Below are 26,378 nucleotides of genomic sequence, written 5' to 3' on the forward strand. Positions count from 1 at the left end.
TGAGAAAAATCTCAAGATCTTTTTTATTATCAATAATTTAATCTTTAGAACTTGTTCTTGTCTAAAGCAACTGGTGAGTCAGGCTTTTCACCGTTGATTAACTTCAAGTTGTTGTCAAATGCCTTAACAACCATGTTACGTACTGCGTGAGTAGTGTAGAAAGCAGTATGTGGAGTTACCAAAACATTTGGACGATCGATTAAGTCAGCTAAACGAGCATCTGGGAATTCTTTGCCTTCCCAATCCTTGTTAAATACACCAACTTCACCTTCGTAAGTGTCCATTACGAAACCAAAAATCTTACCTGAGTCTAAACCACGGATAACAGCATCAGTGTCAACAAGTGGACCACGTGAGCAGTTTACGATTACAACGCCGTCCTTCATTTCAGCGATTGACTTGTCGTTGATCATGTGAACGTTAGCTGGAACATCTGGTACGTGAAGTGAAATTACATCAGCTTGCTTGTATAAGTCATCAAGTGAGTCAACGTAGTAACCCTTCTTTTCAAGTTCTGGGTTCTTGAAGATATCGTAAGCAATAACCTTTGCGCCGAAACCTTCCATAATTCTCATAAATACTTGACCAATGTGACCAGTACCAACAACACCAACAACTTGGTCACGAACTTCACGACCAATAGTAGGTGCCCAGCGTAAGTCGCGCTTAGCCATCTTTTCATCCATACGCTTGTCTTGACGTAGTACACGAGCAGCTTGGATTGCAGCATGTTCAGCAATTGCGTCAGGAGAGTATACAGGAACGTTAGTGATTTCAAAGCCTAATTCCTTAGCCTTGTCCATGTCAATGTTGTCAACACCAACGTTACGTAATGACATCTTAGTTACGCCAGCATCAGCTAAAGCTTGAAGAGTTTCAGGGGTGTAGTCTAATTGTTGGTAAACAACAACACCGTCAGCACCCTTAGCTAACTTAGCAGTTTCAGGAGTCAAAAGCTTGTCAGTGTATTCAACTTCAACATCCTTGTGAGCATCTTTCCATTCGTTTAAGAAAGGTTCTTCATCTTTACGAATAGCGTAAGCAAAAATCTTTGTCATAAATTCAACCTCCGTCAAAATTAATAGTATGACCGTCTTTTATTATACACTTGACTTTGTTAATAAAAACACAAAATCGAATTTTTTTGAAACTTATTTTAAAGATGTTTCATGTGAAACGATAATTGCAGTGAAAAATAGATTTTCTTTTGCGTATCATTATGGGCTGCCTTATGATAATGGTTAGAAAAAAGAATTGAAAGTAAAGCTACTAAAATGTTATTAAAAATCAGTCAAAATAGATGAGGGAATAAGTAATGTCAGTTGTTGTGAAATATATAGATTTAGATAATAATTCAGCTGAGCTGGCAAGTTCAGAAACGTTAAATGGAAAAGTGGGAGAAAGAGTTAACTATCATACAGCCGAAGAAGTCCAAAAGCTAATAGCTGCTGGTTATGTATTAGTTAATAATCCGTTTGATCTGAATAATGAAGTACATTTTTTTAATGAAACTTCTCAAGAATACAAGCTCACTTTTAAACATGCTCAAGAAGAAGTGACTGCTAAGAATTTAAAATACGATTGTCAATTAGGGGATGTGCAACTTAAAGGAAAGCAAGTAGTCCATTATACGGGTCTTGAAAAAAATATTGCTGACAATATAGTTGAGGTTACTTTTAATAGAAAAATTATCTACGACAAAGTTACTAAGCAGAAAGTGTCACTAAGCGCCTGGCAGCCAGAAAAGTATTATTTGCCGTTAATTGCTACACCTGCTGTTTTAGATTATACGCCTGATAAAACGGTAATTGGCGGAGAAGCTGTTACAGTTCAAAAGCCTAAGCATGAGTACGTCGTTACTTATTTGCCTAATAAGAAAAATGCTAGAAGGCAGAAAGCTGAAATCAAGTTTATTGATGTTGATAACAATAATCAAGAATTAGCTAGCTCTGGCGAATTAAAAGGTAAGCCCGGCAAAGAAATTTCTTACAGTACGACAGAAACTTTAAAAGAACTGTCAGATAAAGGATATGAAGTCATTAATAATGACTTTGATTCTAAGGACCAAAAGCCTGTCTTTGGAAATAGCAGAGATTACATTCAAACCTTTATTATTGCCTTAAGACATAAAAAACAAGCCGTTAATTCTGATCATCCTTCTTCAGAAATTGATCATCGTCTTTATGAAAAAGAAGTACATCGAAAAATTACTTTTTCAGGTTTAAGCGGTCAAAAATTAGATGATATAGTTCAGACTGCTGTCTTAAAACGTAGTCTAACAATGGACATGGTTACTAAAAAGATTATTCAAGGTGAATACACTAGTCAGTGGCAAAGCACAGAAACATATCCTTCAGTAGCCGTTCCTGTTGTTGCAGGATACCATACTAAAACTAAAGAAGTAGTAGCTTGTCCCGTAGTAGAAGAAGACTTAAGCGAAGACATTAAGTACTATGCAAATGGTTATTTGATTCCAGTTGATGCAAATCATAATAAGCTTTCTGAAATAGATAAAAAGCAATTAATCACTAATTCTATTAATCCAACGAAGGCAATTTTCCCTAAATTAGAGCTTGAAAATATTGTCTTAAAGCCAATTAAAGGAGTAGAAATTAAAGATCCGGGACGAGACTATGAAGTTCCATACTTATTAGTTCATAAATATATTGCCGTTGATGAAAAGCATCCTAGAGAGGAAGTAAGTCCAGCATATTATAGGAGAATTGTTACAGCTCGCGTTCATTATCAAGGCGCTGGCGACCAAACTCCTGCTGACGCAGAACAGATAGTTACCTGGACAAGAACAGTAACTTATGACGAAGTAAGTAGAGAAGTTATTGATAATGGAATGTACACGACAGAGTGGCTAGCTGATAAAGATATCTTTGAGGCAACACCTACGCCGGTTATTAAGGGATTTTGCGCTGATATTGGCTTAATTGGCGAACATCCAGTTACAGAAACAGACTTAATGGCGACAGTTACTTATATGCCAGTTGGAAGAATGATCCCAGTTGATGAACATGGAAATGAAATAAAAAATGCGATGCGTTCGCCATACATTAATGACCCATATGATCCAGTGCGGGTACTTTTTACCGAAGAAGTTCCAGAAGTACAAGGATATGCTCTGGTTAATAATACAATTTCAGTTAATGATCCATTTTCTGATACCAAGGTAACTTATACTTTGAAGCCTCGCTATATTCCAGTGAATAGTGAACACCCATATCGCCCGATCAAGCCAACGATGTATAGCGTGCCAGTTAAGGAAACAGTTAAATATCAGGGAGCTGATGAGCAAACGCCAATAGCTCGTTTGCAAGCAGCTCGATGGACTAGAACATTAACAGTCGATGAAAATACTAGTGAATTAATAGACAATGGTAAATATACAACAGCTTGGAAAGTTGATAAAAATCGCTATGCTGCAGTAAAAACACCGATAATTGATGGCTATCATGCTGATAAGAATATTATTGAAGCAAAAGAAGTTAAAAAAGCTGATCTTGATTTTACTGTAATATATAAAGCCAATGGACGTATAGTACCAGTTGATGCAAAAGGCAATTTGTTAGCTAGTGTTGATCAACCATCGTATGTAACTGATCCAGAAGATGCAACAAAGGTTTTACCAAAGCAGGGTGTACCTAGAATAATGAATTATGTGCCAGAACAAGAAGTGATTACGGTAGGGGATGCTAGTGAAGATACACTAGTTAGATATTACACATTTAACGAATGGGGTGAATTAAAAGCTAAGAAAGCGGCTGAGCAGAAACAGAAAGATTTAAAAACAAAGAAACCGATTGAAAATAAAGATGAGCAAGAAAAGATGGAAAAAGTAGAGGAAAGGCAATTAAAATCAGCTGAAGAAGAGAAGAAATCTGAGAAAAAAGATACTGGTTTTAAATCCATGTTTTCTTGGCTTAAGTAGTTATATAACAAATTTAGTATAGATTTTTTGTTATATAAAAATATAAACAAAAGCACTATTTCTGTATACATATAGAAATAGTGCTTTTTCATTGTAAGAATATAACTGCTAGCAAAAAAATATTTTATAAAAGATAAAATAACAAATGAATATTATATATTACTTCATTATATAAAAACAACACATAAAATTCGAATATTATTCATAAAATGAACATACTTTTTTGAATAAAAATAGGCTAAATCCTATAAAAACAGGCATTATAATAGATAATATATTAAATTAAATAACCGTTCCCCCTATTTTTTGAAATAAAAAATACATGTTATAATAACACTAACATTTAGATAGTATGACCAAAATATGTGATTTATTATGACAGTAAATGGAGGGAAACAGGGATGTTATCTAAGAATAACTACCAAGAACGTTTAAGAAAAATGGATGATAAACAAGAACGTTTTTCAATCCGTAAGTTTTCTGTTGGTGCAGCTTCTGTATTGGTTGGTACAGCAATATTGAGCATGCAAAATGTTCAAACTGTACGCGCTGATGCAACAACTGATACTGAAAAAGGTACAACTGATGTAACATCAAAAAATGATGAACAAAATAAGCAAAAAGCTTATAACCAAGTTGTTTCTGAAGATCAAAATAAGGCAAGTAAAACTACCGATACTACTATGGTGGGCCAAGATAGCAAGGTAGCTTCTTTTAGTGCGTCTAAAAATGAAGGTACATTTGCAGAAGCCTCTAGTGAAGACAAGACTTCATCAACTACTGATGCAACTCAGAATAAGGCTTCAGAAAATACTAAAGCAACTGAAGATAATAAAGTTGATGCAGTAGCAGATAAGAGTACTGAAGATAAGACTAACACTGCGACAACTCAGGAAAGTAGTGATAATAAGTCAACTGAAAATAAAACTACTGATGCACAAAAGGTAGAATCTAAAGTTGCAACTGCTAAAGCAACAACTGATACTGCTAACTCAGTTAAGACCGCATCAACTACTAGTACTGATCAAACTACTTCGGTAAACACTACGACTTTCAATACTAATCAGTCTTCAACTGCAGCATTATTTTCAGCTTCAGCATTGAGTGAAAGTAAAGCATTAGCTGCAACTCCACGTGCAAGTTCAGCTACTACTAATGCTCAAGCTAAGAACAATAATTACAAGCTTGTAACTAGTTCAAGTGAACTTCAACAAGCAATTAATAGTGGAGTAGCTGGTATTAACATTGATAGAAGTATTGATGCTTCTAACGTTAACTTAGCAATTACCAATACTTTTGCGATTGTTGGTATCAATGACGCTGCTGTCCTTAACTTAGGTCAAAAATCTCTTAATAATTCTGGTAACTTAACTCTTCAAGATATTACTATCAATGGTGCTGTTTCTGGTAATGGTACTGTTAACATTAAGGGTAATGTTACTTCTAATGTCAATGAAAATAACTCACTTATTAAAGGTGCAACAGCTGATGCAGCTAATGCAGCTTTAAAAGATCAAACAAGTACTGGTACGATTGGAACACAAGGTACAAGCTGGGCAAGTGGTAGCAGTAATCAAAATGGTTGGACAGTTAAAGGCTGGAATTATGCAAACTTTAGTGGTTCTAAGGTTAATGTAGCAGCTGATGCTAACTTGACTATTAATCGTTCAGCAATTGGTGATGGTATTCATTTAGCAAATAATGGTACAGTTAACGTTGCTGACGGCGGTCAGTTGACTATTAATATGAATACTAACAACGATTTAAATACTACTGCTCGTTATCACAATGCAGGTATTTTCGCTGTGGGTAATGGTAACTTCACTACTGGTTATAAGTCAGTTGTTACATTAAATACGAGTATCGGTCAAGGTATTGCCATGACTGGTATGAGACCTTATGTTACTGATACTGATGTTTTTGGTGGCTATAGCGCTCGTGATCGTGGCGATGGATCAGGTCAAATTAATTTAGGTCAGTATTCAACTTTGAACTTCACTGGACGTGATGGTGTTATTTTAGGTAATAACTCTAATTTTAACGTTGGTGATAGTGCAAACGTTCACTTTGAAAACAAAGGCCGTGGTGTTGCCCTTGATTTAGCTGCTAATAGTAATATTAATATTGATGATCACGCTGTAACTTATTTCCATTCTGTTGGAAAGACTACTACTAACGCACTTGGTAATACTGTTGGTGCTTCAGGTAGCTTTAGTGGCTATAACTATATTGGTGTAAACGAAGGCGGTAACATTACTGTTGGTAAATTTGCAACATTTAGAGTTATTCTTGAGGGTCGTGGTAACAATAATTATGATGATGTTGTTTCATTAGACTCACAAAATACTAATACCAATGCTGCATTTACCTCTAAAACTGGTGCAATTGTCGATATCCGTGATGACAACACTAACTTCTATGCTGAATTAATTTCATTCCCATTAGGTGCATCTAACACTAGAATTGATATCCATGATCCATTAATGCTTAACTTACAGCGTTACTCAAGTGGTGGTCCAACTACTGGTTGGATGCCAATTGGTGGAGATATGATCAATACAACATCGAACCAATATACTGCTAACTTAATTTATATGAGTGGTAGTAAAGGTGTATTTAGTGTAGATGGTACTAATTACGTTGTTTATCAAAAAATTAAGTCTGATGGTTCTAAGCAAATTTGGTTAAACGTTAATGGCGTTAATATTCCAATGAGCGGATTCCAAACTAAAGATATTTGGGATAATCAGGCAAACCCGGATGTATCAATTAAAGGTAACGACTTAACAAGTGGAATTAGAGCTAACCAAGTTCACAACTATGATGGTACTCCATTAACTGGTAAGGATGCACCATATTACGGTATTTCTACTCAACGTGCTAGTCAACAAATCTGGTTCCCACACAAGACTCAAATGGAAGTGGTTGGCAGCCATACCAATACCATTAAATACGTTTACGAAGATGGTACTCCAGTACTTGATGAAAATGGTAATCAAATTGTTAAGACTCAAAACCTTAATTTAACTCGTAAACTTACTCTTGATATCACTGATGACAAGATTGAAGAAATTCAAAAATATGCCTTAACACATAATGCTGATCAAACTTTAGAGTATATTAAGAATGCACAAGGTGTAAGTGAAGACTCTGGTTGGGTTTATACTGATGCTCAAGGTAATACTGTTACTGATCCATATGCTACTGTTGTTTCTCCAGTTGAAGATGGCTACACTGCTTCTATTGAATCTTCAAATGTTCCTGGAATCACTGAAGGAGCAGATGGAACCTCTGTAACTGCTAAATTACAATACAAAGAAGAACTTGTTCAAAACGGTGAGTTATCAAATAACTATAAACAAAACGGACTTAGTGCAATTTTACCTGATAATTACGAAACTGTAGTTGTTTACAAGAAGGCAAAAGAAGTAACAAATACTCTTAAGTTCTACGACGATACAACTAAGTCATACATTTCTACTGTTGCCGATCAAACAGCAACTGGTAAAGAAAATGATGATGTTAACTTTAAAGATGGAGCAAGTACTGTAAAGTCATTAGAAGATCAAGGATACAAGTTTATTAATGTAACCGATGGTACTCCTGATGATACTAATGCAACTGTTTTATCTGGTGACACATTTAGTGATGTTGATTTCGGTAAGTTTGGTAAAGACGGCAAGACTTTTGTAGTCCACTTAACTCATAAAGTAGTTCCAGTAACTCCTGATACTCCAAATGTTCCATCAAACAGTAAAGTTTCTAAAGACGATCTTACTAAGACAGCAACTCGTACTATTCACTATGTTGAAAATGATCAAAACGGTGCGGAATTAAAAGAATCAACTGTTCAAACTGTAAACTACACTGGTACTGCATATGTTGATGTAGTAACTGGTCAAATGGTAAATGCTAAAGCTGATGGCAAAGATGCTCAAGGCAATACTACTTATGTAGTTGACACTGACAACAAGAAGCAACCATCAATTACTTGGACTACAGATAACAACGGTAAGTTTGCTCAAGTTACTCCAGATGCAAGCATCAAGAAGGGTGATGATACTTGGACAACTGGTGTAAAATCTGTTGATGAAAAGAATGCTCCAGATGTTTCAACTATCACTGGCAAGACAACTAATGAAGATGTCTATGTACCATATACTTTAAGCCAAAAGACATATACTGGTACTAAGGAAACTAAGACCGTTACTCGTGTAATCAACTATCTTGATAATGAAACTAAACAACCAGTTTCAGATGCCGTAGAACAAACAACTACTTTATCTCGTACACAAATTAAGGACGAAAAAGGTAACGTAATTGGTTACGGTACTGTTTCTGAAGATGGTCATAGTTACACTTTAAACAATGACTGGACTATTGATAAAAATGGCTGGGTAGCTCAAGTTTCACCAGATGAAACTGCTAAGGGTTACAAGGAGACTCCTCACTTTGAAGATGGTAAAGATGCTTCAACTGTTGCTGCCGATACTCCAAGTGTAACTGATCCACAAGATGTTACAGTTAATGTCTTCTACGATCACGACACTACTCCAGTAACTCCTGACAAGCCAGGTCATGGGCTAACCCACGATGACTTAAACAAAGATGTTACTAGAACTATCAACTATGTAGATACTACTGGTGCTGCAGTTAACGGTGCTCCAGATGGTAAGAGTACTTACACTCAAACTGCTCACTTCACTCGTACTGCTATTGTTGATAAGGTAAATGACAAATTGCTTGGCTACGATATTAATGGCGATGGTTCTGTTGATATCAGCCCAGATGCTGGTGACTTTGCATGGAAGTCAACTGATGCTAATTTACCTGCAGTAACTTCTAAGGCTCCTAGTGAAGTTGGATACGATAGCGTTGATACTCCAGTAGTTCAAGCTACAACTGTTGCTTATAATTCTGAACCAATCAACGTAACTGTAACTTACAGTAAGAATGCTCAACAAGGGTCATTCCAAATTCATTACATTGATGAAGATAACAATAATGCAATTCTTCATCAGGATACTGTTTCTGATAAAATTGGTGATTCTGTAACATACTCAACTGCTGATCAAATTCAGCTTTGGGAAAGCAAAGGATACGTCCTTGACCAAGATGGTTACACTACTCAAACTACAGTTAATGAAGATAACAATGGCAAGACTTACATTGTTTCCTTTAAACATGGACGTAAGAATGGTACTACTGAAACTCTTGTACCAACTGAAACTATTCACTTCCAATACGCAGATGGTACTAAAGCAGCTGATGATGTACATGGTAATGCAGGTGACTTTAAGTTTACTCGTACTCCAATTATTGATACTGTAACCGGTCAAATCGTTGATCCAGGTACTTGGAACAAGGAAAGTTACACTTTTGATGATGGTCAAAAGAACGTTAAGGTAATTAATGGCTACGTTGCAGATAAGGCAACTTATGGTAACAAGACTGCAACTCCAACTGACTTGAATGTTGAAGATACTGTAACTTACAGAAAGATTAGCAACATTATCCCAGTTGATGAAAACGGTAATCAAATTCCAGGAACTACTCCAGTAGATTACAAGAACGATCCAAGTGATCCAACTAAGGTAACTCCAGACGAAGAAAGTCCAAAGGTACCAAGTGGCTGGACAATTTCACCTAACCAACCAGAAGGTGTAACTCCAAATACTACAACTAATACGGCTAAAGTAACCCCAGTAGATCCTACAAAACCAACTAATGTTGTGTACACTAAGGACAATGCTCCAGTAGATAAAGCTACTGTAATTGTTCGTTACCACGATGACACTACTAATCTTGATCTACCTGAATCATTTGACTCAGGTAATAAAGAAGTTGGTACAGATACTGGATACACTCAAGCTGACATTAACAAAGTGGTTCAAGAATATGAAGCTAAAGGTTACTACTACGTAACTACTGATGGCACTCTTCCAACTACTATCCCAGCTGGCGGTGCTACTATTGTGGTTCACTTAGCTCACAACCAAATTCCAGTAGGTCCAGATACACCTGATAAGCACGGCGTTGATCCAGATCAAGTTAAGAAGGCATACACTTCAACACTTCACTACCAAGATAGCGAAGGCAAGACTTTAAGTCCTGATCAACAACAAACTTCAACTTGGACTCGTACAGTTACTGTTGATACTGTAACTAACCAAATTGTAAATGGTGGTAAATACGACACTAACTGGACTTTACAAGATGCAAATGATAAATATAGCAACTTTACTGTTCCAGTAGTTGAGGGTTACGTTGCTAGAAAGACTACAAACAACGGTGCAACTGTAACTACTGTTGTTGCAGGTCAAACTAAGGTACAACAAAACTTAGAAGATACTGTTGTTTACGATAAAGTTGGTAAGCTTGTACCAGTAGGTCCAGATGGTAAGACTCCAATTCCAGATGCACCAACTCCAAGTTATCCAAATGATCCAACAGATCCAACTAAGGTAATTCCAAACGAACCAGTTCCAGACGTTCCTGGTTACACTCCTGTTGATCCAACTCCTATAACACCAGAAGATCCAACTAAGGATACTCCAGTTCCTTATACTAAGGATCCAGTAAAGGCTGGTTTGACTGTTCAATATATTGATCAAGATAATAACAATAGCGTAATTAAGTCTGATGCAGTAGATGGTAATATTGGCGACAAGATCGACTACAGTACTGCAAGCTCAATTACTGACTTTGAAAACAAAGGCTACATTCTTGTAACTGACGGCTTTACTGGTCAAGCAGGAGATGAATTTACTACTGAAAACAATGGTCAAGTTTACAAAGTTGTCTTCAAACACGGAACTCGTCCAGTAACTCCAGAAAACCCAGCAGATCCAAACGAGCCAGTAGATCCAGATCATCCAGATACACCAACTCCAAGTAATCCAAACTTGAGTAAAGAAGATCTTCAAAAGACGATTACTCGTACAATTGAATATAAGTATGCAGATGGTACACAAGCACATGAACCAGTTAAGCAAGAATTAACATTTACTGGTAAAGGTACTATTGACTTAGTAACTGGTAACTTGGTAACTGTTGATGAAGATGGTAACATTACTAGCCAAAACGGCAAGATCACTTGGAACCATGAGAGTCAAGAATTTGAAGCAGTTCCAGCAATTGATCACGATGGTTACTACATTTCAAGCATTAACCAAAGTAATTCAACAGCTAGTGTTGATGGTCAAACAGGTGCTGTAGGTACTGAAACAGTAACTCCAAATAGTCAAAATGGTAATATTGTAATTACTTTGACTAGGAACCCAGATGTTCCAGTAGCTGCCCAAGGATCAATTAACTATATCGACGATACTACTGGTCAAACTATTGAAAGTGCAAACTTCTCAGGTAATGTTGGTCAAAAGATTAATTACACTACTGCTGGTAGCATCAAGAACTGGGAAGCTAAGGGATACAATTTAGTATCTAATAACTTCAAGGATGGCGAAGAAGTATTTACTGATGGTAAGAATGCGTTTGAAGTACACTTAGTACACGCTACTACTCCAGTAACACCAGAAAATCCAGGAAAACCAGGTGAACCAGTAAATCCAACTAATCCAGATGATCCACACAAGTATCCAGATAACTATGTACCACAAGAGTTAGCTAAGACTGTAACGCGTGATGTAACTTATGTTTACGCAGATGGTAGCCAAGCAGAAGCTCCAGTACATCAAGAAGTTAAGTTTACAGGTAATGGTTACCTTGACTTAGTAACTGGGGAATATGTAACTGTTGATAATAACGGCAAGATCACTGGTAAAGGTCAAATTAACTGGACCCCAGAAAGTGCAAACTTTGATGCAACTAAGTCAATTGATACTTCTAAGTACCAAATTGTTGGTATTAAAGAAAACAATACTACTGCAAATGTAGATCAGACTACTGGTGTTGTTGCGGGTGAAACTGTAACTCAAAACAGTAACAATAGTTCAGTTGTAATTACTTTAGCTAATAAGCCTGCTCCAGTAGTTGAAAAGGGTTCAATTACTGTAAAAGTTCATGATTTAACTGATAATGTTGACTTACCTCAATACGGTAAGGAAAGCGGTGAACAAGAAGTTGGTACTAGCTTTACTTATGATAAGAATGCTGTAATTACTGAACTTATTAACAAGGGCTACAAATTAGTTGATGGTGGTGAAAATGTTCCATCTGAAGTAGCTAAAGGTGCCAAGACAATTACAATTCTTGTAGAGCACGATACTGTTCCAGTAACACCAGAAAATCCAGGAAAACCAGGTGAACCAATCAATCCTAACGATCCAGACGGTCCAAAATGGCCAGAAGGCACTGATGAGAATAGTGTGAAGAGAACAGGAACTCAAACTATTCATTACGAAGGTGCAGGTGACAAGACACCTAGTGACGATGTACAAACATTCGACTTCACTAAGAAGATGCTGGTTGACAAGGTAACTGGTAAGATCATTGACTCAGGTGAATGGAATGTAACTAGCCACACATTTGGTTATAAGGATACTCCAGTAATCGATGGTTACCACGCAGATAAGCGTAATGCTGGTGGTTCTGTAGTAACACCAAATGACTTGAACAAGAAGGTAGTAGTAACTTACAAGCCAAACGGCAAGATCATTCCAACTGATCCAAGTGGCAACCCAATTCCGAACGTACCTACTCCAACTTACCCAACCGATCCAACAGACCCAACTAAGGTAGTACCAGACGAACCAGTACCTGATATTCCAGGTATGACGCCAAGTACACCAACAGTAACGCCAGAGGATCCAGGTAAGGATACTCCAGTACCATATAACCCAGTAGTTCCAGCTAAGAATCAAGTTGCGCAAGTTATCTATCGTGATGTACAAGATGGAGCTAATAAGCAATTAGCAACTTCAGGTGACTTGACTGGTAAGAGCGGTTCAGAAATCAGCTACTCAACTGCTGATCAAATTAAGAAATTAATTAACCAAGGTTATGTTCTTAAGAATGATGGCTTCCCAGCAGGTGCTGTATTTGATAATGACGATAGTAAGAATCAAGTATTCTACGTAGACTTCATTCATGGTCAAGCTCCAGTTAATCCAGATAATCCACATGAAGGTATTGATCCAAGTCAATACGAAAAGACTGTTACGGAAAAAGTTCATTATGTAGGTGCGGGCGATAAAACTCCAGCTGATAATGTTCAAAACTCTAAGTGGACTAGAACTTTAACTATTGACACAGTAACTGGTAAAGTTGTTGAAAATGGTCAATACACTACTGATTGGTCAATCGCTAAGGGTGAAAAGACTGTTTACGATCAAGTAAGTACTCCAGTAATTGATGGTTATCACGCAGATAAGAGAGAAGTTCCTGCTACTGCTGTGACTCAAGATGATATTGAAGTAACAGTAACTTATAAACCAAACGGCAAGATCATTCCAACTGATCCAAGTAGCAACCCAATTCCAAACGTACCAAACCCAACTTACCCAACTGATCCAACCGATCCAACTAAGGTAGTGCCAGACGAACCAGTACCTAATATTCCAGGTATGACGCCAAGTACACCAACAGTAACGCCAGAAGATCCAGGTAAGGATACTCCAGTACCATATAACCCAGTAGTTCCAGCTAAGGATCAAGCAGCAGTTGTTAACTATGTGGATGCAGATAATAACAATACAATCATCACTAGTTCTGGCAACTTAACTGGTAAAGCTGGTTCAAGAATTGATTACAGTACTAAGACAACCATTGCAGATCTTGAAAATAAGGGTTACGTACTCGTAAATGATGGCTTCCCAGCAGATGCTACATTTGATAATGATGACAGCACGACTCAAGTCTTCACTGTTGTATTGAAGCACGGTACGGTGCCAGTAACTCCTGAAAACCCAGGTAAGCCAGGTGAACCAATCAATTCTAATGATCCAGACGGTCCTAAGTGGCCAGAAGGCACTGATGAGAATAGTGTAAAGAGAACAGGAACTCAGACTATTCACTATGTTGGTGCAGGCGACAAGACACCTAGTGACGATGTACAAACATTTGACTTCACTAGAAAGATGGTAGTTGATAAGGTAACTGGAAAAGTCGTTGATGGTGGTTCATGGAACGTAACTAGCCACACATTTGGCTACAAGAATACTCCAGTAATTGATGGTTACCACGCAGATAAGCGTAACGCTGGTGGTTCTGTAGTAACGCCAGATGACTTGAATAAGACTGTAACAGTAACTTACAAACAAAATGGTAAGATCGTTCCAGTTGATCCAAGTGGCAACCCAATTCCAAACGTACCAAACCCAACTTACCCAACAGATCCAACAGACCCAACTAAGGTAGTACCGGATCAACCAGTTCCAGAAGTACCAGGTATGACGCCAAGTACACCAACAGTAACGCCAGAAGATCCAGGTAAGGATACTCCAGTACCATATAATCCAGTTAAGAATCCTGATAAAGTAACAACAGTTGAAGGTAAACAAATTGTTCACTTTGTAGATGGTGACAACGGTAACACTCCACTTAGAGATCCAAATACTCAAACTCATGAGTTTAAGATCACCAATGGTGTACCGGATGAATCAAGCCACACATTTACTTTGGTTGATGTTCCAGTCATTCCAGGATATGTTGCTGAAGTTAAGTCCGCTGGTGGAAAGACAGTAACCCCAGATACTCCTCTTGCAGAAGTAACTGTTGTCTACCATAAGGTTGGTAAGATCGTGCCAGTTGATCCAAATGGCAACCCAATTCCAAATGTACCAACCCCAAGCTACACTAACGATCCAACCGATCCAACTAAGGTAGTACCAAATGAACCAGTACCAGCTATTACTGGTAAAACTCCAGATAAGACTTCAGTGACTCCAGTTGATCCAACTAAGGACACTCCAGTGGTTTACAAGAATAATGAAGTTCCAGCAACTCCAAATTCACAAAAAGCTGTAGTTAACTTTATCGATGTTAATACTGGTAAGCTTATCAAGACTTCTGGTATTCTAAGTGGTCGTCCAGGTGAAGACATCAATAAGTTGTACTCATCTGCTGAAGTAATTAAGCAGTTAGAAGAGGCTGGTTACGAAGTTGTTTACAATGCATTTGATGGCGATGGCGTAACTAAGTACTTTGACGATGATGACAATACAACACAACAATTTACTGTTGCTTTGAAACTAAAAGAAAAAGCTAAGACGCCATATCCAGTTGTTCCTGCTCCAGAAACCCCAGCTAAAGAGCCAGAAGCTCCAGCAGAAAAGGTATCTAGACCTGAACAACCAGTTAAGCAAAATGTTAGTGTTCCAACTCCACAAAAGCCTGTAGAGAAGAAGACTAATAATAAGAAAGAAGTTCTACCTCAAACTGGTGCAGATAATAATGAAGCAGCCTCAATTTTAGGAGCTGTTGCAACAGCAATCGGTATGACTAGCTTAATTGGAGCAAAGAGACGCAAGAAAGATGATAAATAATTTTTAAAATTAAATATCTTTTTCAAATTAGCTAATAAAAAGGGCGTTGAGACTTGATTCTCAGCGCTCTTTTTTAATACATTATATTTGTAAATAAATGCGTATATAAGTTAGGAAAAGACATACAATGATAGAGAATAATTCGCTTTAAGAGGGGGCAGCTAGTGTATGGATAATTTAAGTGAAAAAGCCGCATCCGTGGTTATCAAGTATACTGATTTAGATAATAACTTAGCCGAGCTTTCAAATTCTGGAAGTTTGACCGGGAATATCGGCGAAGTAATTAATTATAGTACGGCAGATGAAATAAAAAAATTAGCAAAACAAGGATATGTATTAGTTAATAATCCTTTTGATAATAAAGGGAAAGCGCCAGTATTTAGTGGAGACCAAGACAGTTACATGGTTACTTTTAAGCATGGTAGAGAACGCGTCACTGCTGATAATCTAAAATATGGCTGCAAACTTGAAGATTTGCAAGTAAAGGGAACACAAACTGTTCATTATGTTGGTGCAGGAAGTCGAACTCCGCGAAATGAAGTATCAACAATTACTTTTAATCAAATCCTGGTTTATGATCAAGTAACTGGGAAAAAAATTGGTAGTAAAGGCTGGGAAAAAGTTGAACAGTCTTTCCCCGTAGTTGCTGCCCCGAGCATTTTAGGCTATATTCCTGATCAAGTATTAGTCGGAGGTAAGGCAGTTACTGCTGATGCTCCTAACCGGGAATATACTATTACTTATAAAGTTAATGAACATATTTCTAATAAAGAACAAAAGGCTGAAGTTAAGTATCTTGACATTGATAGTAATAATGAAGAGATTGTGGAATCTGAACTTTTAACGGGAAAACCAAATACTAAAATTAACTATAGTACTATCGATCAGCTTAAAAAGTTAGGTGAAAAGGGATATGAAGTTGTAAGTAATGGCTTTGACGCTAACGGCGATGTCCAATTCTTCGATACTAGTGATGAATATGTCCAAACTTTTATCGTTACCTTAAAACATAAGCAAGTCTTGGTAAATGCAGAAAATCCACTGGATGGGATTGATGAAGCAGAATATCATAAGACAAGCAAACGCGTTGTTTCTTATGCTGGTGCTGAGGATGAAACGCCAGAAGAAGTAGTTCAGTTGGTAAATTGGAATCGAAATCTTACTGTGGATGCAGCTACAAAAAGAGTTATCGCAGACGGAAAATATACTACTGATTGGAAGCCAGAGCGAGAATCATATTCAGCAATTTCTGTGCCGGTAGTTAGTGGATATCATACTCGTATTAAAGAAGTGCCCGAAGAAAAGGCAAGACTGGCTAATATAACTGAAAAGATTAGGTATGTAAAAAATGGCTACGTGATTCCAGTTGATGAAAATGGACAAAAAATCGATAGTTTACCTAAATTACGTTTTGCGTCAGATAAAGATGACCCAACTTTAGTATCCTTGCCAGAGAATAGTTTAAAGGATGAAAAGTATGAGCCGGAAAAGGTTGATCTTACTGAAATTGATCCAGCAAAAGATTTTGAAGCTAAATATCTTTTGAAACATAAATATGTGACTATTAACAAAGATAACTCTCATTTTGACATTAACCCTGGTTCATATCGTCGTACTGTTACAGCAATAGTTCGCTATGAAGGAGCGGGAGATAAAAATCCTAAGGATTCTATTCAAACTGTTCAGTGGAATAGAAGCATCACTTATGATGAAGTAACAAAAGAAATTCTGGAAGACGGAAAATATACTACTGATTGGAAGCCAGATAAAGAATACTTCGAAGCTGTAGATACACCAGTAATTTCTGGATTTACTGCTGATATCGGAGTTGTTGCTAAGCATGATGTAACGCAAAGCGATCTTTTTGCGACGGTTAAGTACCAAAAGAATGGTGCAATTATTCCTGTTGATGAAGGTGGAAAAGAAATTGCTAAAGCTAAACCAATTCCATTTCTTACTGATTTAACAGATCCAACTAGAGTTTTAGCAACTGAAGAAATTCCTGAAATCAAGGGCTACCGCCGAACTGAAGAATCAGTTTTAATTAAAGATCCCTTAAAAGACATTAAAGTTACATACATTTTAAAGCCAAACTATGTCTTAGTGGATAGTGAACACCCGTATCGAACAGTTAAGCCGCACAACTATAGTATTCCTGTTAAAGAGACTATTCATTATGTAGGTGCTGACGAAAAAACTCCAGCTGATCGAATTCAGGGTGCACGCTGGCGTAGGTCTTTGACAGTAAATGATAATAACGGAAAAGTGATTGAAGACGGCAAATACACTACTGATTGGAGCGTTGATAAAAAAGAATATAGCGCAGCTGTAACGCCAGTCGTTGATGGCTATCATGCAGATCAGTATCAAGTTAAAGCCCATGGGGTTAATAAGGAAGATATTGATGTAGAGGTAAAATACCAGAGAAACGGTCAAATTGTACCAGTAAACTCTAAAGGTGAAAAAATTGAACATGCAGATTGTCCAGTTTATATCACTGATCCAACAGATGCGACAAAGGTTCTGATGGAGCAGCCTGTGCCACGGCTATTGAACTATATGGCGCAAGACTCTTCGATTGTTGTCAAAGATCCAAGTCGTGATACTAAAGTTACTTATTATACTTTTGCTGAAATTAAAGAACTAAGTTCAGCTAAAAACTTGAAAACTGAGATCCAATCAATTGATGGAAAAACTGCAACTTCGAATGTTGTATCTCTTCCAGTTAATGGCAAGAGGAGAAAAGCGGTTGTTACATTCGTTGATTTGAGTAACAATGCAACTCAAATTGCATCTTCTGGTGTTTTAAGCGGAAATGTTGGTGATAAAATTACTGACTTGTATAACACGAGTAAGCAAGTTGAAGAGCTTAAAAAGAAAGGTTATGAAGTTGTCTACAATGGTTTTGATCCAAAAGGTGCAAGTAAGTACTTTGAAGAAGATCAAAGAAAGGTTGCTACCTTTACAGTTGCTGTCAAAAAAGTAAAGCAGTTAAAACCTAAGGAAGAAAAGCAGGCTGAAAAAACTTCTAAAAAAGTAAAAGAAAAATCAAAAGCAGCTAATTCTGATGAAAAAAAGAAGAAAAATCATAAAGTTTTGAAGTATATATTTCCGTGGATGAAATAAAAGATAGAAAACTAGATTTGTTTAGTCAAATCTAGTTTTTTATTGTAAAAATTTTAGACCAATTTTTTATGAAGAAGTGTATAATTAATTTCCGAAAAAACTTTTTCGGAGGAAATATTGTGTCTGACAAAAGCGAATCGCTGACTAAATTAGAAGAGGATGAAAAGTATAACCGACTAACAGCATTGAAGTTATTTGCGATGACTTCATCAATGGTTATTTCAGTTAATGAACTAGCTCCTTTTGGAAAAACTGGACCAACTGCAGTTTTTTATTTACTATTAGCTGGGCTAATATGGTTTGTACCAATTACGCAGATGGCAGGAGAAATGGCTTCTATTGACGGCTGGGATAAGGGTGGAATTTTCACCTGGGTAAAAGGATCGCTGGGAGACCGCGCTGGTTGGACAGCAATGTTTTATCAGTGGATTCACATTACAGTTGGGATGAACACGATGATGTACGTTATTATTGGTGCATTGTCGATTACCTTTAATACCCCCTGGTTTAATACGACACCAAGTATTAGATTTTTGTTGATGATGGTAATTATCTGGTCAATTACCATCGTTGAAATGGTTGGAGTTAAAAAGATTGGTCATATTGCAGAATGGTTATTTGCCTTAGGAATTGCGTTACCAGTTATTTTACTGATCGTTACGTTCTTTATTTATTTAAGTCAAGGGCGTCCCTTATATATGCATTTAAACTGGGATAATATTATTCCGCATCATTTAACTGGGACTACTTTAGTAGCTTTTGTGCCATTTGTGCTTGCCTTTTGTGGTGGGGAAGCATCTGCACCGCACGCTAAATATTTAGAAAACCCTAAGAAGTATTCTACTGTGATGCTTGCTTTAGCAATTACGGCTATTTCTTTTGATTTATTAGGTAGTACAGCAATTGGAATGTCAGTTCCTAAAGATCAAATCCAAAATTCAACTGGTTTTGTCTATACTTTCGGAAAAATTTTAGACTCAATTGGTTTACCTGGTGACTTGATTAAGAAATTTATCGGTGTATTATTAGCAGCTGGTATTATTGGGGAATTAGGTAATTGGCTTGCTGGTCCTAGTCAGGGAATGTTTGAAGCAGCTAAAGAAGGTTACATGCCTAAGTTTTTTGCAAAATCTACTAATCGTGATGTTCCAATGCGATTAATTGTTTTACAGACTTTGATTGTAACGGCATCAGCTGTTTTAATTACTTTTACTAGTGGAAAAAACTCGGATTTTGCCTTTAATGTTTCTTTAGCAGCGACTACTGCGCAATACTTAATGGTTTATATTTTGATGTTAATTTCTTATATTATTTTGAAAATAAGGCATCGAAATTTAAAACGTAGCTATTATATGACTAAAAACAATGCGTTAGGCATTACGATTGCAATTATTGCCCTGGTAATAACTGTAGTTGCTTTCTTTATTTCATTTATTCCTGCTCAAGGCACGCCAGCATACTTAAGAGAAGTTTATATTTGGACGATGATTGGACTTTGCGCAATTGTTACAATTCTACCATTGGTGATTTATCATTATCATCATCGCTTTTAAGTAGAATAAATGAAAGTTTAAAAAACATTAATAAAGTAAACTTTTTGCTTGTAAAAAGTTATTAATAAGATTACATTTAAGATGTATTCAAGTAAGAAGTGTAAAGCAAAAGAGCTATGGTAAATTTGAGGTATCCATAGCTCTTTTGTTTTATTAAAATAATGACTTAAGGAATAAAAGAAAATGAATAATCCTGAAGAAATACAGCATTTTATTGACGTTTTAATTAAAGAAGATAGCTTTGTCAAAGCTGCTAAAAAATTATATATTTCGCAACCATATTTAACTCAATTAATAAAAAGAATTGAAAGCCATTTGGGTACTCCGATTATTAATCGAGATAAAAAGCCATATTCATTAACGCAAGCAGGGTTACTTTATTATCAATATTTAGAAAATGTCTCCTATGATAAACAGCAATTGAATAAAAAAATTGCTAAATATACACATCCTAATAAAGAAATTATCAAAATTGGTATTTTAGAAAGCTTAGGAACGTATTTACTACCAGAAATATTGCCAGATTTTTTGAAACAAAATCCGCAAGTAGAGATTCAGCTTTTTGAAAATTTTCCTAGGGAAAATGAAAAAAATTTGCTGAGTGGAAATATTGACTGCTACATTGGACAAACTCCTGAAGCAATTGATTCAAGCTTAGATATTGTTAGTAATGGCGGAGAAAAGTATTATATTGTAATTTCACCAGCTTCTCCTTATTATCAAGCTGGAAAGTTTATTCTTGATCCAAATGAATTAGATCTAAAAGAGTTACTACAAGAGCCATTCGTTTTAAGTGTTCCAGGTTCCGCAATTCGCCATCAAGTAAATGGTGTGTTTCAAAGATTTCACTTGGAGCCCAAGGTGGTTTTAGAATCTAAAAGTATTATTACGGCTACTAGTTTAGCAATTCATGGAATGGGGCTAACAATTTCTACGGCTAGTATCATTAAACGAATTGGTGAGACGCCGATTAATTTGTTCCCTATTAGCCATGATCTGATTAATGTCGTTTTCTTTATTGCATCTAGGCGGGGAAAAAACAAATCAAAAGCCCTAAAAAATCTAATTAGAGAATTTAAAACTAAAAACTTACAAGCAATGATTAGATAAGATTCTTTTTTAGATAAATTAGCTATAACAAATTTGTTATTAGCAAGTTACAAAAAAGATATTTAAGCAGTGAGTTTTAATCACCTATAATTTAGGTGTGAAAAAGGTTTAAGAAGGGGCAATAGAATTATGAAATCAGGAAAGTATGAAGTTAGAGCTAAGGGCCATGGCGCAAGTTTCATGCCTATGGAAGTAACCCTCTCTGAAGATGAAATTGAAGATATTAAGGTAGATGCTAAGGGCGAAACTAAGGGTGTGGCAGATGAAGTCTTTAGACGCTTGCCAGAAGAAATTGTTAAAAATCAAACTTTAAATGTTGATACCGTTAGTGGTGCCACTATTTCTAGTCATGGTGTGATTGATGGAGTAGCCAGTGCAATTAGTAAAGCTGGTGGAGACCCTGATGAGTGGAAAAAACGTGCCAAGCCTGCAGAACAAAGAGAAAAAGACGAAACATATACTACTGACGTTGTAATTGTTGGTGCTGGTGGTGCAGGTCTAGCTGCAGCAGCAAGAAGCATTCAACATAATAAAAAGGTTATTGTGCTTGAAAAATTCCCACAAATTGGTGGTAATACCAGTCGTGCTGGTGGCCCAATGAATGCGGCTGAACCTGATTGGCAAAAACAATTTAAAGCTTTAGCTGGTGAAAAGGAAACTCTTGAAGAACTGGCAGCAACTCCAATTGAAAAAATTGATCCAGAATATCGAACAGATTTTAAGGAGTTACAAAAACAAATTAAAGAATATGTTGCTTCTGGAGCTAATTACTTATTCGACTCAAAATTACTTCATGAAATTCAAACTTATTTAGGTGGTAAACGTACAGATTTAAAGGGTAATGAAATTCATGGTAATTATACCTTAGTTAAAGAATTAGTTGATAATGCTTTAGATTCAGTTCACTGGTTGGCAGATTTAGGAGTAGTTTTTGATCGCAGCCAAGTAACAATGCCAGTTGGTGCCTTGTGGAGAAGAGGACACAAGCCGGTTGAGCCAATGGGCTATGCCTTTATTCATGTTTTAGGTGATTGGGTAAAAGAACATGGTGGCACAATTTTAACTGATACTCGTGCTAAGCATTTAATTATTGAAAACGGAAAAGTTTGTGGTGTAATTGCCAAAAAGCCTGATGGCAGTAAAATTACTATTCACGCCAAAGCAGTAATTTTAACTGCTGGAGGATTTGGCGCAAATACGCCAATGGTTCAAAAATATAATACTTATTGGAAACATATTGATGATAATATTGCGACTACTAATTCTCCAGCTATTACTGGTGACGGGATTGGTCTTGGTAAAGAAGCAGGTGCAGATTTAGTTGGAATGGGCTTTATTCAAATGATGCCTGTTTCTGATCCTAAGACTGGTGAACTATTTACTGGTCTTCAAACTCCTCCGGAAAACTATATTATGGTCAATCAAAAGGGAAAGCGTTTCGTAAATGAGTTTGCGGAACGTGACGTTTTAACTAAGGCAGCGATTGATAATGGTGGTTTATTCTACTTAATCGCTGATGACAAGATCAAAGATACTGCTTATAACACAACGCAAGAATCAATTGATGCTCAAGTTAAAGCAGGTACCTTATTTAGAGCAGATAGCTTAGAAGAGTTAGCTGAACAAATCGGTATGGATCCTGATACTTTAGTCGATACAATCAAGAAATATAATTCATATGTCGATGCAGGAAAAGATCCTGATTTTGAAAAGTCTGCCTTTAACTTAAAATGCGAGGTGGCACCATTTTATGCTACGCCAAGAAAGCCTGCTATTCATCATACAATGGGTGGTTTAAAGATTGATACTGGTGCACATGTTTTAGATAAAGATGGTAAACAAATTTCTGGTTTATATGCGGCTGGGGAAGTAGCTGGCGGAATACATGCTGGCAACCGTCTAGGAGGGAATTCTCTTGCTGATATCTTTACTTTTGGTAGAATTGCCGCAAACAGTGCTATTGATGAATTAGAAAAATAGTATAGATAGATTAAAACGTTGTAAACACTAGTGTTTGCAATGTTTTTTTGCTAAAATACTAAAAATACCTAATTTTTTGGAGGACTTGAATTGAGAGAAGCGCAGGAAAAAAAGTTAACTACAAAGCGATACTTAATTGTAGCATCGATGATTTTTGCACTGTTTTTTGGTGCAGGAAACTTAATTTTCCCACTTCATTTAGGCCAGCTTGCTGGTAAAAACTGGGGACCAGCAGCAATTGGTTTTTCAATTACAGGAGTAGTCTTACCCTTACTTTCACTTCTTGCAGTTGCAATTACTCGCAGTAATGGTGTTTATCAAATTGGATTACCAGTAGGAAAGGTCTTTGCTCTTTCTTTTATGACTTTGATGCAGCTAGCAATTGGTCCTTTATTTGCAGCACCAAGAAATGCCACTGTATCTTATACTGTGGGGATTGCACCTCTTTTGCCTAAGCAATTTCATGGAATCGGTTTGATTGTCTTTACAATTATCTTTTTTGCCATAGTTTATGTGATTGCCTATAACGAGAGTGATATTCTTTCTTCTTTAGGTAAAATTCTGAATCCGATCTTTTTAATTTTACTTTTTGTTGTTTTTGTAATTGCGTTTGCTCGCCCACTTGGTAATCCTGAGATGGCTGCACCTACTAAAGAATATATGAACGGCGCGATAGTTAAGGGCTTTTTAGAGGGCTATAATACTATGGATGCTTTGGCAGGTTTAGCCTTTGGGGTAACTGTAGTAACAGCAATTAAAGAGCTAGTTAATAATGACGAAAAGAAAACTGCTAAAATGACTGCTAAGTCGGGGTTAATTGCAGTTATTGCAATTGGTGTAATCTATACTTTATTAATTGTTATTGGTGCGATGTCATTAGGGCATTTTAAAATAGCGAGTGACGGCGGTATTTTATTTTCAGAGCTCGTTAAGTATTATGCTGGTATTTTTGGACAGGCTTTGTTAGCTGTTTTAATCTTTTTAGCCTGTTTAACTACCGCAGTTGGAGTCTTAGCAGCTTTTGCCTTAGATTTCAGTGCCCACTATTCAAAGATTAGCTATAAAGGTTGGCTAACAATCGGTTGTTTAGGTTCTTTAGCTACAGCAAATTTAGGTTTAGAAAAGATCATTCACTGGTCACTTCCTGTTTTAATGTTTTTGTATCCCTTGGCTATTGTGTTAATTATTTTATCTGTATGTTCACCACTATTTAAAGGTGACATGGTAGTATACAAAATTACGATGCTTTTAACTCTAGTTCCAGCGATTTTCGATCTAATTACCAACTTGCCTGCACCAATTTCTGGAACGCAGTTTTATAAAGTAGTAAGTCAGATTCGCTTGCAATATCTACCTTTAGCTAATATTGGCTTATCTTGGGTTGTACCAACAATTTTAGGATTAGTTATCAGTGTCTTGATTCATTTTGGGCGTCGTAAAGCTAATAAAATATAGTAGTTCGGCTATGGTTCATTTGAATCATGGCTTTTTTGTTGGGATAATGAAATTAGGTGATAAAAAATGAGTTTAACCAATAAAGTGCCCGAAAAAGATGTGCATGATTTATTTACTCGGGTAGCGCCGCATTATGATCAGATGAATAATTTAATTAGCTTAGGTACACAAAAAAGCTGGCGCAAGAGATTTTTAAAAGAATTAAAAGTAGCACCGGGTGATTTTGCCCTAGATTTATGTTGCGGTACAGGCGATATTACGATTGCTTTGGCAAAACAAGTTGGTCCGTCAGGAAATGTAATTGGTCTTGATTTTAACCAAGAAATGCTTGATTTAGCTGAGCAGAAAATACGTCAGCAAAATTTACAAAAAGAAATTCAGTTAAAGCAAGGGGATGCAATGCATTTGCCTTACCCAGATCAGAGTTTTGATATTGTAACGATTGGTTTTGGCTTACGGAACGTTCCTGACGCAAATCAGGTCTTGAAAGAAATTTATCGAGTATTAAAGCCAACTGGTAAAGTTGGAGTATTAGAAACATCGCAGCCAACTAATCCGCTTATTAAGCTAGGGTGGAAGAGCTATTTTAGGCTGTTTCCTAGCTTTGCGAAATTACTAGGAGCCAATGTATCTGATTATCAATATTTGTCTCATACAACCGCTGAATTTGTTTCTGCGCAGCATTTAAAAGAAATGCTTGTAAAAAATGGATTTAAAAATGTGCAGGTAAATAAATTAAATCTAGGTGCGGGTGCAATTCATGTCGGAATTAAGAAGTAAATGAGCTAAAATATAAAATAAAAACTAAAAAAAGGAGAATTTTATGAAAACTGGTACTAAAATTATTACTTTAGACAACGGTTATCACTTGTGGACTAATACTCAAGGTGAAGGCGATATTCACTTATTAGCGCTTCATGGCGGACCTGGTGGTAATCACGAGTATTGGGAAGATGCTGCAGAGCAACTGAAGAAACAAGGATTAAATGTACAAGTTACAATGTATGATCAGTTAGGTTCATTATATTCAGATCAACCAGATTATTCTGATCCAGAAATCGCTAAAAAATATTTAACTTATGAATATTTCTTAGATGAAGTTGATGAAGTTCGTGAAAAACTTGGTCTAGATAATTTTTACTTAATTGGCCAAAGCTGGGGCGGTCTTTTAGTTCAAGAATACGCTGTTAAATATGGTAAGCACTTAAAGGGTGCAATTATTTCGTCAATGGTTGATGAAATTGATGAATATGTTGACTCAGTTAACAGAAGAAGACAAGAGGTTCTTCCACAAACTGAAATTGACTTTATGCACGAATGTGAAAAGAATAATGATTACGATAATCAACGCTATCAAGATGATGTGCAAATTTTAAATATTAATTTTGTGGATAGAAAGCAACCATCAAAGCTTTACCATTTAAAAAACTTAGGTGGCAGTGCAGTTTATAATGTCTTCCAAGGTGATAATGAATTTGTTATTACTGGTAAGCTTAAAGACTGGCATTTTAGAGATCAACTTAAGAATATTAAGGTACCAACATTAATTACTTTTGGTGAAAATGAAACAATGCCAATTTCTACTGCTAAAATTATGCAAAAAGAAATTCCAAATTCCCGTCTTGTTACTACTCCTAATGGTGGACACCATCATATGGTTGATAATCCTGACGTTTATTATAAGCACTTAGCTGACTTCATTCGTGAAGTTGAAAATGGCAATTTTAAGGGTGAATAAAGATAAAAAGTCCATGCGATAGTTTCTATATTGAA

The 26,378-nt window shown here is 36.4% G+C and carries 10 protein-coding genes; 9 read left to right on the forward strand and 1 reads right to left on the reverse strand.

Annotation, left to right across the window (positions count from 1 at the left end; translation table 11 throughout):
* Positions 1–44: 44 nt before the first annotated feature.
* Positions 45–1,058, reverse strand: coding sequence for a D-2-hydroxyacid dehydrogenase (locus LGAS_RS00205; protein WP_003648111.1), 1,014 nt, complete (start codon positions 1,056–1,058; stop codon positions 45–47).
* A gap of 257 nt (positions 1,059–1,315) precedes the next feature.
* Here LGAS_RS00205 and LGAS_RS00210 point away from each other — a divergent pair, with 257 nt between their 5' ends.
* The 9 genes from LGAS_RS00210 (at position 1,316) to LGAS_RS00250 (ending at position 26,343) form a co-directional block, all read left to right on the forward strand.
* Complete coding sequence (locus LGAS_RS00210; RefSeq protein ID WP_011678721.1) at positions 1,316–3,937, forward strand: mucin-binding protein; 2,622 nt, start codon at positions 1,316–1,318, stop codon at positions 3,935–3,937.
* A 401-nt stretch (positions 3,938–4,338) separates the two neighbouring features.
* Positions 4,339–15,381 (forward strand): mucin-binding protein, encoded by an 11,043-nt coding sequence (locus LGAS_RS00215; protein WP_021314949.1) that lies wholly within the window; start codon positions 4,339–4,341, stop codon positions 15,379–15,381.
* A 168-nt stretch (positions 15,382–15,549) separates the two neighbouring features.
* On the forward strand, positions 15,550–18,507 hold the full coding sequence (locus LGAS_RS00220; protein WP_003650159.1) for a mucin-binding protein: 2,958 nt from the start codon (positions 15,550–15,552) through the stop codon (positions 18,505–18,507).
* A 119-nt stretch (positions 18,508–18,626) separates the two neighbouring features.
* Complete coding sequence (locus LGAS_RS00225) at positions 18,627–20,060, forward strand: APC family permease (protein ID WP_003650157.1); 1,434 nt, start codon at positions 18,627–18,629, stop codon at positions 20,058–20,060.
* A gap of 183 nt (positions 20,061–20,243) precedes the next feature.
* Positions 20,244–21,170: a LysR family transcriptional regulator gene (locus tag LGAS_RS00230; protein WP_011678724.1), complete on the forward strand. Its 927-nt coding sequence runs from the start codon at positions 20,244–20,246 to the stop codon at positions 21,168–21,170.
* A 129-nt stretch (positions 21,171–21,299) separates the two neighbouring features.
* A complete protein-coding gene (locus LGAS_RS00235; RefSeq protein WP_003648102.1) occupies positions 21,300–23,150 on the forward strand; it encodes a flavocytochrome c in 1,851 nt (616 codons plus the stop codon).
* Between the two features lie 90 nt (positions 23,151–23,240).
* Positions 23,241–24,605 (forward strand): branched-chain amino acid transport system II carrier protein, encoded by a 1,365-nt coding sequence (gene brnQ / locus LGAS_RS00240; protein WP_003648101.1) that lies wholly within the window; start codon positions 23,241–23,243, stop codon positions 24,603–24,605.
* 66 nt (positions 24,606–24,671) lie between these two features.
* Entirely contained in the window at positions 24,672–25,385 is a 714-nt protein-coding gene (gene ubiE / locus LGAS_RS00245; protein WP_003655493.1) for a bifunctional demethylmenaquinone methyltransferase/2-methoxy-6-polyprenyl-1,4-benzoquinol methylase UbiE, read from the forward strand.
* 43 nt (positions 25,386–25,428) lie between these two features.
* Positions 25,429–26,343: a prolyl aminopeptidase gene (locus LGAS_RS00250; protein ID WP_003648100.1), complete on the forward strand. Its 915-nt coding sequence runs from the start codon at positions 25,429–25,431 to the stop codon at positions 26,341–26,343.
* Positions 26,344–26,378: the final 35 nt, after the last annotated feature.

The organism is Lactobacillus gasseri ATCC 33323 = JCM 1131 (genome assembly GCF_000014425.1).
Taxonomy (GTDB): domain Bacteria; phylum Bacillota; class Bacilli; order Lactobacillales; family Lactobacillaceae; genus Lactobacillus; species Lactobacillus gasseri.

Coding starts and splice junctions, on each gene's coding strand:
- LGAS_RS00205 (WP_003648111.1), bottom strand. CDS start 1,058: ATGACAAAGATTTTTGCTTACGCTATTCGTAAAGATGAAGAACCTTTC.
- LGAS_RS00210 (WP_011678721.1), top strand. CDS start 1,316: ATGTCAGTTGTTGTGAAATATATAGATTTAGATAATAATTCAGCTGAG.
- LGAS_RS00215 (WP_021314949.1), top strand. CDS start 4,339: ATGTTATCTAAGAATAACTACCAAGAACGTTTAAGAAAAATGGATGAT.
- LGAS_RS00220 (WP_003650159.1), top strand. CDS start 15,550: ATGGATAATTTAAGTGAAAAAGCCGCATCCGTGGTTATCAAGTATACT.
- LGAS_RS00230 (WP_011678724.1), top strand. CDS start 20,244: ATGAATAATCCTGAAGAAATACAGCATTTTATTGACGTTTTAATTAAA.
- LGAS_RS00235 (WP_003648102.1), top strand. CDS start 21,300: ATGAAATCAGGAAAGTATGAAGTTAGAGCTAAGGGCCATGGCGCAAGT.
- ubiE (WP_003655493.1), top strand. CDS start 24,672: ATGAGTTTAACCAATAAAGTGCCCGAAAAAGATGTGCATGATTTATTT.
- LGAS_RS00250 (WP_003648100.1), top strand. CDS start 25,429: ATGAAAACTGGTACTAAAATTATTACTTTAGACAACGGTTATCACTTG.